General features: G+C 56.0%; 7 protein-coding genes. 4 read left to right on the top strand and 3 right to left on the bottom strand.

Annotation, left to right across the window (positions count from 1 at the left end):
- Window positions 1–145: 145 nt before the first annotated feature.
- Entirely contained in the window at window positions 146–1,417 is a 1,272-nt protein-coding gene (locus B3Z49_RS03910; RefSeq protein ID WP_296988361.1) for an aromatic ring-hydroxylating oxygenase subunit alpha, read from the bottom strand.
- A 658-nt stretch (window positions 1,418–2,075) separates the two neighbouring features.
- Here B3Z49_RS03910 and B3Z49_RS03905 point away from each other — a divergent pair.
- The gene (locus B3Z49_RS03905; protein WP_296988360.1) at window positions 2,076–3,008 is read left to right on the top strand and encodes an L-lactate dehydrogenase; all 933 of its coding nucleotides are present in this window, start codon (window positions 2,076–2,078) and stop codon (window positions 3,006–3,008) included.
- Window positions 3,009–3,017: 9 nt separating this feature from the next.
- Here B3Z49_RS03905 and B3Z49_RS03900 read toward each other — a convergent pair whose 3' ends face one another.
- Window positions 3,018–4,055 carry a GlxA family transcriptional regulator gene (locus tag B3Z49_RS03900; RefSeq protein ID WP_296988359.1) on the bottom strand — a complete coding sequence of 346 codons (1,038 nt, stop codon included), beginning with the start codon at window positions 4,053–4,055 and terminating at the stop codon, window positions 3,018–3,020.
- 13 nt (window positions 4,056–4,068) lie between these two features.
- On the opposite strand from B3Z49_RS03900, the gene B3Z49_RS03895 reads away from it, so the two are divergent.
- From B3Z49_RS03895 to B3Z49_RS03885, 3 genes are all read left to right on the top strand, one after another.
- On the top strand, window positions 4,069–5,016 hold the full coding sequence (locus B3Z49_RS03895; RefSeq protein WP_296988358.1) for a 3-keto-5-aminohexanoate cleavage protein: 948 nt from the start codon (window positions 4,069–4,071) through the stop codon (window positions 5,014–5,016).
- Complete coding sequence (locus B3Z49_RS03890) at window positions 5,016–6,467, top strand: carnitine 3-dehydrogenase (RefSeq protein WP_296988357.1); 1,452 nt, start codon at window positions 5,016–5,018, stop codon at window positions 6,465–6,467. The genes B3Z49_RS03895 and B3Z49_RS03890 overlap by 1 nt, the downstream gene beginning before the upstream one ends.
- Window positions 6,468–6,594: 127 nt before the next feature.
- On the top strand, window positions 6,595–7,533 hold the full coding sequence (locus B3Z49_RS03885) for an alpha/beta hydrolase (RefSeq protein WP_296988356.1): 939 nt from the start codon (window positions 6,595–6,597) through the stop codon (window positions 7,531–7,533).
- Window positions 7,534–7,580: 47 nt separating this feature from the next.
- On the opposite strand, the gene B3Z49_RS03880 is transcribed toward B3Z49_RS03885, so the two are convergent.
- The coding region (locus tag B3Z49_RS03880; protein ID WP_296988354.1) for a CocE/NonD family hydrolase at window positions 7,581–9,242 on the bottom strand (1,662 nt) is incomplete at its 5' end.

Below are 9,242 nucleotides of genomic sequence, written 5' to 3'. Positions count from 1 at the left end.
ACGTCGTGCGTTTCCTGACGCACCTGACGGCAAACAAGGACGTCGTCATTTTCCGGGTCCCAAAGCGGGACCCGGGTAACTTCGGTCAGAATTTCCTCGACCGGGGCTTGATCGCCCTTGTTGCTGTCGGTGGTATTCTTGTCGGTCATTCTGCGGCAATCCCGGCTTTGGTCGTTGCGAAGTGATCTTCCAGACGCTTGATATACCAGTCACAGAATGCTTCGACATGCGGTTCGGTAAACTTGGAATAGGGGCCCGGTTCGTATGCAGGCTGTTCGCTGCCAATCTGGGCAAGGCGCACAAGGTCTGCATCCTGCTGGTTGGTCATGTTCCACACATGGGTGAGGTTATCAAGCGTGTAATCCTCGTTCTCATGTGCGTCCTTGTGAACCAGCCAGGTGGTCCGGACCAGCGTTTTGTTCGGTGCCAGTGGCAGGACAGAGAAGGTCACGACATGGTCAGCCATGAAGTGGTGCCAGGAGTTCGGATGGGTCCAGAAGCTGAGCCCGCCAAGTTTGGCATCGGTGAAATCGCCAAGCAGTTTCTTGGATGCCGATTTTGTATCAAGGGTGTGTGATTCCCCTTCACGCATCAGCGGCAGGCGCATGGTGCGGAAACCGGTCACGCTCGACAATTGATCCTGTTCAGCAGACGGCAGGCCGCAGGCCTCCCAACGGGCATGGTCATTGGCGATGGTCTGGGTGTATTTCGCAACGTCTTCGGAACGACGCTGATCAAGTTCATCAGGCGAGAAACCGAAACCGAATTCTGACAGCGGCACGGTCAACTGCGGGTGGTTGCCTTCGCAGTGATAGCACTCGCGGTTGTTTTCCATGGTCAGTTTCCAGTTTCCTTCCTCGATCAGTTCGGAAACGTGGGCGACTTTACAGTTGGCAAGGTCATGCGGTGCAAGATACGGCTCCATGACCTTGGCCATTTCTTCGATATCGGCCGGCGCATCTTTTGCGAGGCAGATAAAGATCAGGCCCGCGATGGAGCGCACATGAACGGTTTTCAGACCATGGCAGCTTTTATCAAAGTCGGAGCCCATGTGTTCCGCAAGGATAAGGTCGCCATCCTCGTTGTAAGTCCAGCCATGATAACGGCAGACGATATTGCCAATCGTGGTTTGGCGTTCGTCGATCAGTTTCGCACCGCGGTGACGGCAAACGTTATGGAAGGCACGGATGCCCATATCGTCGCCACGCAGGATCAGGATCGACGCCCCGCCGATTTCAACCGTGATGCAATCGCCCGGCTCCGGCAGTTCCGGCTCTACGCCAACAAAGATCCAGTGCTGGCCAAAGATCACTTCCATATCCAGATCCAGAATGTCCTGATCGCTGTAGAACGGCGCTTCAAGGCTTTTGAATGTCTGGCGGCGGGCGACGAGTTTTTGAATGTCAGAAGAATGCATGGTCGGATACCTCGGCTTCTCTCAATGGTATCTGGATGGAATCCTGTGCATGGCTAGCCGTTTGCATCAGGGCGTAAGCATATCACCGATCACATTCGTCGGTGTACAGACAATTGAAACCGGTTGTTTCCGGCCTCGGGCTTATTTCCTGGACGTCTTCAGTGGCTATCTGCGCGCGAGAAAGTTGGTATAGCCGAGGTAACTGACAGTTTTGCATCCGCACAAAATGTGATGGTGCCGAACGCAGGAAACCGTTTGCCGCAACACCATGGTGGTTGGCACGATTGGTATTCGCACCCAAAAGCGAATACGAACATGGTTTCACGTACAATGTACGTGCCGGTTTGCGGGCCGTCAGTTGCACCCAAAGTCTCCCTCTACTCCGCCGGCAGGTAACCTGCTCTTTGGCACGCCCACGGTAAAGAGTGAGCGATCAGAAAATCTATTTCTAAATGAGGTCGCTAAGGGAGAAAGCATAAGTCAATTGGGCAGTAGTTTTGCGACGCAGTTATCATTGTCGGGTACACGATACCGGCTAGGTGGCCTTTGTCTGGAGAAATTTCAATGTGCAACAGCAGTTTTCCTCGCTTTTTTTGACGTCAATCGGTCGCAATGGCATCATCATGACAACAGACGGTGAAAATTGGGGATTCGGGTGATGAAAGTCGGCATTGTCGGGGCCGGTATGGTCGGAAGTTCGGCGGGCTATGCGCTTGCCGTCATGGGACTCGCAAGTTCGGTGGTTCTGGTCGATCAGAACCACGATCTGGCAGTCGCCCAAGCCGAAGACATTGCGCACGCAGTGCCGTTTCTATCCTCAACAATTGTCGAGGCGGCTGACTATGTCGGTCTTGCCGGGGCATCGGTGATCGTCCTTGCCGCCGGGGTCAGTCAAAAACCGGGTGAAAGCAGGCTGGCTTTGCTGGAAAGAAACGCCGCCGTTTTCAAGGATGTGGTGGGTAATGTTCTTGCTGTGGCGCCTGACGCAATTCTCCTGATTGCGTCGAACCCGGTCGATATCATGACCCAGATTACCCAACGGATATCCGCGCTGCCCGCCAACCGTGTTATCGGTTCGGGGACGATCTTGGATACTGCCCGTTTCCGCAGTCTTTTGGGGCGTCATCTGGGCATTTCGCCGCAATCGGTTCACGCCTATGTCCTTGGCGAACATGGCGACAGCGAAGTCTTGGCCTGGTCGAACGCCAAGGTTGGATCGCTTTCACTGGCCGATATTGCCGCTCAGGTCGGATCCCCGATTACAGAACATGTGCGTGCTACCATTGATGATGGTGTGCGCAATGCGGCCTATAAAATCATCAAGGGTAAAGGGGCGACCTATTACGGGATCGGGGCCGGCTTGGCGCGGATCATCAAGGCGATTGCTCAGGATCAGCATGACGTTCTGACCGTATCATGCGTCACACCCGAAATTGTCGGGGTCAAGGATGTTGCCCTGTCCATTCCCCGCGTGGTCGGGGCGCAAGGGATTGAGACGGATCTGATGCCCGACCTTGTCAGTACCGAGCGTGAGGGCCTTGAAAAAAGTGCGCGGCTTTTGAAGGACAGCGTTGAGTCAATTCGGCTGTAACTTGGTCTGTTATGTGCCAATGGCGGCGGCAGGTCGACGTTTGCTGCGCATCGCGCGCAAGGTTGTGCCAAAGGCCTGTGCATAGGCCCGGCTGAGTGCCGCGTGGCTTTTGAACCCGGTTTGAAGGGCGATGTCGGCAAGTTTCATGTCGGTGGATCGGGCCAGATCACGGGCCCGGCCAAGACGCAGCATTTGATAATACTTCCCCGGTGCCATCTGCAAATTGTCCTGAAAGGCGCGATCCAAACTGCGCAGCGAACATCCCGCATGGATCGCAATGGATTTCAGCGCAACCGGCGTTTCGATATGGGCGATCATTTCGGCAACCGCACGCCTGACATGATCCGCGCCCGGCCCATGCAACCGGTCTGCGCCGCGTGCAGATATATTGGGGTCGCCGTGCCGCTGATGGCGGGCGTCATAGACAAACAGATTGCTGACATCAAAGGCAACCGCTGGCCCATATTGCCGCGCAAGGATGTGCAGCATCATTTCCATGACGGTTGCAGCCCCCCCGGATGTGATCATTTTACCATCTTCGACAAAGCGATCTGTCAAAACGGTGACATCGGGGAACTGTTCACGGAACTGATCAAGTTCCTGCCAATGGATGGTCGCCGATTTTCCCGCCAACATATTGCACGACGCCAGCAACCAGGCGGCAGTATCCACACCAATCACCGTGCGCGCATGTTGCGCAGCATTTTGCAATCTTGCGCGGGTGCGCGACGACAAATGATGGCGCATGTCATAACCCGAAATCACCACAAGATAATCGATATGTGTCGGGTCAGGGATGGCATTGAGGGCGGCCTTCGGCGTGATGACAAGATCACTGGAACTTGTCGCCGGTGATCCGTCAATTGTGCAGATATCCCAGCTGATCTCCGGCCCGCCCGGCAGACCTGCGGCCGCGCGTAACGGTTCCAGCGCACTGGCCAGAACCAGATTGGAAAATCCGTCAAACAGGACAAAGACAAATCGGTGATGCGTGCTTGGCATGATCAGAAAAGTAAATGACGGGATAGGTAAAATCAATATCGACAATCGAGATATCCTGATGGCAGAGAATGATTGCAAAAACAGTGAGGCCATCATGCCGCTTTCGATGAACAAGGAAGTCTTCATTACCGCCGCCGTGACCGGTTCGGGTGGCACGCAGGACAAATCCCCGCATGTGCCAAGATCCCCCGAACAGATCGCCAATAGCGCGATTGACGCGGCCAAGGCCGGGGCGGCCGTGGTGCATTGCCATGTGCGTGATCCCGAAACCGGTGCGCCGTCACGTGATTTGAAATATTACCGCGAACTGACCGAACGTGTGCGGGCAGCCGATGTCGATGTTGTCCTTAACCTGACCGCTGGCATGGGCGGCGATATCGTCTTTGGCTCGACCGAGGCACCGCTTCCGGTCAATGAAGCCGCGACCGATATGATCGGCGCGTCGGAGCGGATGGCGCATATTGCTGATTGCCTGCCCGAGATTTGCACCCTTGATTGCGGCACCATGAACTTCGCCGAGGCCGATTATGTCATGACCAACACGCCGGGCATGCTGCGCGCCATGGGACAGATGATGACCGACCTTGGCGTCAAGCCCGAGATCGAGGCATTTGATACCGGCCATCTGTGGTTTGCCAAACAACTGGTGTCCGAGGGCATTCTTGAAAGCCCGGCCTTGGTGCAGCTTTGCATGGGTATTCCCTGGGGCGCGCCAAACGATCTTAATACATTTATGGCGATGGTGAACAATGTGCCGTCAGACTGGAATTGGTCGGCCTTTTCCATCGGGCGCGATCAGATGCCCTATGTTGCCGCATCGGTTTTGGCCGGGGGCAATGTTCGGGCAGGTCTGGAAGACAATATCTACCTGTCGAAAGGCGTGCTTGCCACCAACGCCCAGCTGGTTGAGCGCGCGGTTGGCATTATCGAAGGGATGGGGGCCACCGTGATTGGCCCGGATGCGGTCCGCAAGAAGCTTGGCCTGACCAAGCGGGAGCCATGCTAATGTCCACGAGCTCAAACAAAAAAGCTGCCATCATTGGCGGTGGTGTCATTGGTGGCGGCTGGGCCGCGCGGTTTTTGCTGAATGGCTGGGATGTGGCGGTTTTCGATCCGGATCCGCAGGCAGAACGCAAGATCAACGAAGTTCTGGCAAACGCACGCCGAAGCCTGCCCGCACTTTACGATCGCGCCCTACCAGACGAAGGCACACTGACCTTCCATGACGATATGGCAAAGGCGGTGGCCGGGGCGCAGTGGATTCAGGAAAGCGTTCCCGAACAACTTGCGCTTAAGCACAAGATTCTTGCACAAATTCAGGCCCATGCCCCGTCGGACTGCCTGATCGGGTCATCGACATCAGGCTTCAAGCCAAGCGAGTTGCAGCAAGGTTCAATCAAACCCGAACAGATCGTCGTCGCGCATCCATTCAACCCGGTTTATCTGCTGCCATTGATCGAAGTCGTGCCGTCTGCCGCGACCGAGGCATCGGTGCTTGAAGCTGGCTGTGACGTGTTGCGTTCTATCGGGCTTAAGCCGCTTGTGGTGCGCAAGGAGATTGATGCGCATATTGCCGACCGTTTGCTTGAAGCGGTTTGGCGCGAAGGGCTGTGGCTTGTTCATGACGAGGTCGCAACGACCGAGGAAATTGATGACGCCATCCGGTATGGCTTTGGCCTTCGCTGGGCGCAGATGGGGTTGTTTGAAACCTATCGCATTGCGGGCGGTGAAGCCGGGATGGAGCATTTCATCGGCCAGTTTGGACCAGCCCTTAAATGGCCGTGGACGAAACTGATGGATGTGCCGGAACTGACCCCGGAATTGACAGCGCGTATTGCGCAGCAATCAGATGATCAGTCCGGTCATATGAGCATCCGTGACCTTGAACGCCTGCGCGATGACAACCTTGTTGGCATGATGCGCGCGCTCAAGAAATCGGGCAGTGGCGCAGGTGGCACGATCAATGATCACGAGGCAGCTTTGCCCGATCCGGCACCGTTGGATGATCTTCCTGTCACCGGTGATCGCCAGATCCCGCAAAGCTGGACCGACTATAACGGGCACATGAACGAAGCCCATTATGTTGAGATCAGTTCACAGGCAAGCGACCGTTTCATGGAAATGGTCGGGGCGGATGCAAATTATATTGCCAGTGGGGGCAGCTATTTCACGGTTGAAACCCATGTCTGCTACCTGCACGAAATCAGTGCAGGCGACCATATCCGTGTGACCACCCAACTGATCAAGGGCGAAGGCAAGAAGCTTCATTTGTTCCATCGTCTGATCAATGATGAGGGTGCGGTTGCGGCCACGATTGAGACCATGTTGCTGCATGTGGACCTTAAAACCCGTCGCACATCCGAGCCCGGTGGCGTGGTGGCAACCAATTTGGCCGAAATGGCAAAACGCCATGCAAGCCTGCCCAAGCCAGATCAGCTTGGTCGTGCAATCGGTTAGTCAAAACGCGCGATCCGTTTTGCGTGGAACCAGTTCACAATAACGCTGTGTGATGCCCCTGCAGTCTTTAACTGCGGGGGCATCCGCGTTAGGTTGATCTATCACGTCTTTGACCAAGGATCCGTTGATGGCCAATTCCGATCAGGTTTCCCCCGAAGTGACCTATGACCCGATGCCAGAGGAAGAAGGCATTCGTGCCTTTATCGCCAAATGCGACGGGTTCTATCCGCCCGACGCGGTGGCGGCATCCATTGACCAGCAACGCAGCTGGTACGATGCGCTTTGTGCCGAGTTTGCCTTTCCGCATCCGGACGACATGCAGGTCGAGGATGACGTGATTGCCGACGTACCGGTGCGCCATTACCGTCCGGCCGATTGCGCCTCAAACCACAAGATCGTCTATATGCATGGCGGTGGCTTTGTGGTTGGTTCGCGCGACAGCCATGATGCGATTTGTGCGGAAATATCCGAGGCGGCAAAAGCCGAACTGATCGCAATTGATTACCGTCTTGCGCCCGAGCATATCTGGCCCGCCCAGCACGAAGATTGCCATCGGGTGACCCAAAGCATCCTGGCGTCAGGCAAGAAGATTGTGCTGGTGGGCGACAGTGCGGGTGGCATGCTGGCCGCGGGGATCGCGGTTCGGGCCCGCGAAGAGGGCTTTGGTAACCGCGTCTTGGGGCAGGCATTGATCTATCCGGCCCTCGGCGGTGACTTGAACTGGCCAAGCTATGGTCAGATGGCCAATGCGCCGGGGCTGAGCACTGACGACGTGATTTATTACCGTGATGTGCTGAAGGCACCGATGGATGATCCGTTTGCCCATGCATTATCGGTTGATGATCTGCGTGGGCTTCCGCCGACCTTTATCACGGCGGCCTATTTTGATCCGCTGCGCGATGATGGCCGCGAATATACCGCCCGTCTTGCCCGTGCGGGCATTTCCGTTCAATACCGTGAAGAACCCCAAATGATCCATGGCTGGCTACGTGCCCGGCATATGAGCCCGGGGGCTAAAACAGCGTTCGGGCATCTGTGTGATGCCATCGCTGCTATGGTTGAGTAGGAATAGAAAAAAGGGCCGGTTATCCGGCCCTTTTTTCGTCAAGATGGTTACATGAAGTTGCGGGGAATGGCCTTTTCCCAAGTCTTTTCAAAGATCTGTTCACTGCCCTCATAGCCAATCACCCAGGCCGACACATACCAGTTGTCGCGGTCACATGTCAGTTCTGCGTGACAGTCGGTCCGCACCGACCAGTCATCGCGTTCCAGATCGCAGGTCCAGGCGGCCTCACCCTTAACCGAAGTCGGATCAAGCGGATTGATCGTCCAGGTTTCGCTGCGTACTTGGCGGGTCGCAAGGCGCGAGTCCGGATGCTCATTAAGACCGGTATCTTCATAGATGCGATAGCGGGTTTCATTTTGCGTCAGATTGCGTTGAACACTCCGTTCCGTTCGGCCCGGTTTGTGTTCGATATATTTCGGCAGCGGATCGGGATTGTCCGGTTCTTTGACCTCAATCTTCTCGTGCGCGCCGAGCAACGGCAGATCAAACGCAATAGAAGATGGTGATACAGTCAGGCCCGCGTCAAAGGGTGCTGGCAGGATCATCGGCCAATAGGATGTCGACAGTGCAAGCCGCATGCGGTGCCCGGCATTGAAGCGATAACCGCAGGCATCAAGCACCAGCGTGATGGTGACTTTCTGGCCACGCGGCATTGGCTTTGGATCGGCATAGTTGGCATCAAGATCGCGGTGGGCAAGGTTCAGAACCCCGAACGACACACGGGTTGCCGTACCATCAGGATGCACATCGACCAGACGCGCACACAGGTTCGACCAGTCTGCATCGCATTCAACATCAACGCGCAAAACCGGACGGCCCAGAAGGTCAATCTCGGCCTCAAGCGGTGCGGTTTCAAAGACCAGCGATCCAGCGTCATCCGGACGCTGATCGATGGCCATTTCGGCATCTGGTTTCAGCGTGAAATATTCGCCCGATGCGGTTCCGGTATCGAGCGGTGATTTCAAGTAAATGTCAGCCGCAGGGGCACTTTCGTCACCTGCCTCGAAGGCGAGCCTGCCGTCATTGACATAAAGGGTTTGGGTTTCGGGTTCCGACCATGTGTCCTTGGCGATCCAGAAGCCCGGATCAAAATCGCGGCGCGGGGCCGGTTTTGGGCCATCAAGGATATAGGCGCGCATCTGGGGTAGGTCATCCATACCGTTATCATCACCCCGCAGCCATTTGTTCCACCATTTGATGGCTTCGCCTGTGAAGTCAGCACGCGGCTTTGGCCATGCGAAGTGCGGGTATTTGTGCACCCATGGGCCGATCAGGGCCTTGGCGCGATCTGGCATGCCTTCAATCGCGCGCATTGGCGTGTTGCGATAGCCATCAGCCCATCCGGCCAGAACCATCGACGGGATTTTGACGGCATCGAAATCCTCGCAGATCGAGGCATGCTTCCAGAATTCATCGCGGGTCTGGTGTTGAAGCCATTCTTCCAAAAAGAGCGGCTCTTCCTTCAGGCGGTGCAGCCACATTGCGCGCCAGTCATCACCAACCAAGGCCGGGTCAGGTGAGCGTGACTGATAGGCGAGCATTGTGCCCGCCCATGACAATTGTGCCGAGAGATGACAGCCATTTTTATAGTGAATGTCGTCGTTATAGCGGTCCACCGTTGATGCGATGGAAATCACCGCCTTGAGCGCAGGCGGGTTCAGGGCGGCAACCTGCAGGCAGTTAAATCCGCCCCAGGAAATCCCCATCAT

Origin of the sequence: Thalassospira sp. UBA1131, from assembly GCF_002311515.1 — a bacterium.
Taxonomy (GTDB): domain Bacteria; phylum Pseudomonadota; class Alphaproteobacteria; order Rhodospirillales; family Thalassospiraceae; genus Thalassospira.
Note: the sequence above shows the minus strand (reverse complement) of the source record. Positions and strands in the feature narration are given on the sequence as shown.

Coding starts and splice junctions, on each gene's coding strand:
- B3Z49_RS03910 (WP_296988361.1), bottom strand. CDS start 1,417: ATGCATTCTTCTGACATTCAAAAACTCGTCGCCCGCCGCCAGACATTC.
- B3Z49_RS03905 (WP_296988360.1), top strand. CDS start 2,076: ATGAAAGTCGGCATTGTCGGGGCCGGTATGGTCGGAAGTTCGGCGGGC.
- B3Z49_RS03895 (WP_296988358.1), top strand. CDS start 4,069: ATGGCAGAGAATGATTGCAAAAACAGTGAGGCCATCATGCCGCTTTCG.
- B3Z49_RS03890 (WP_296988357.1), top strand. CDS start 5,016: ATGTCCACGAGCTCAAACAAAAAAGCTGCCATCATTGGCGGTGGTGTC.
- B3Z49_RS03885 (WP_296988356.1), top strand. CDS start 6,595: ATGGCCAATTCCGATCAGGTTTCCCCCGAAGTGACCTATGACCCGATG.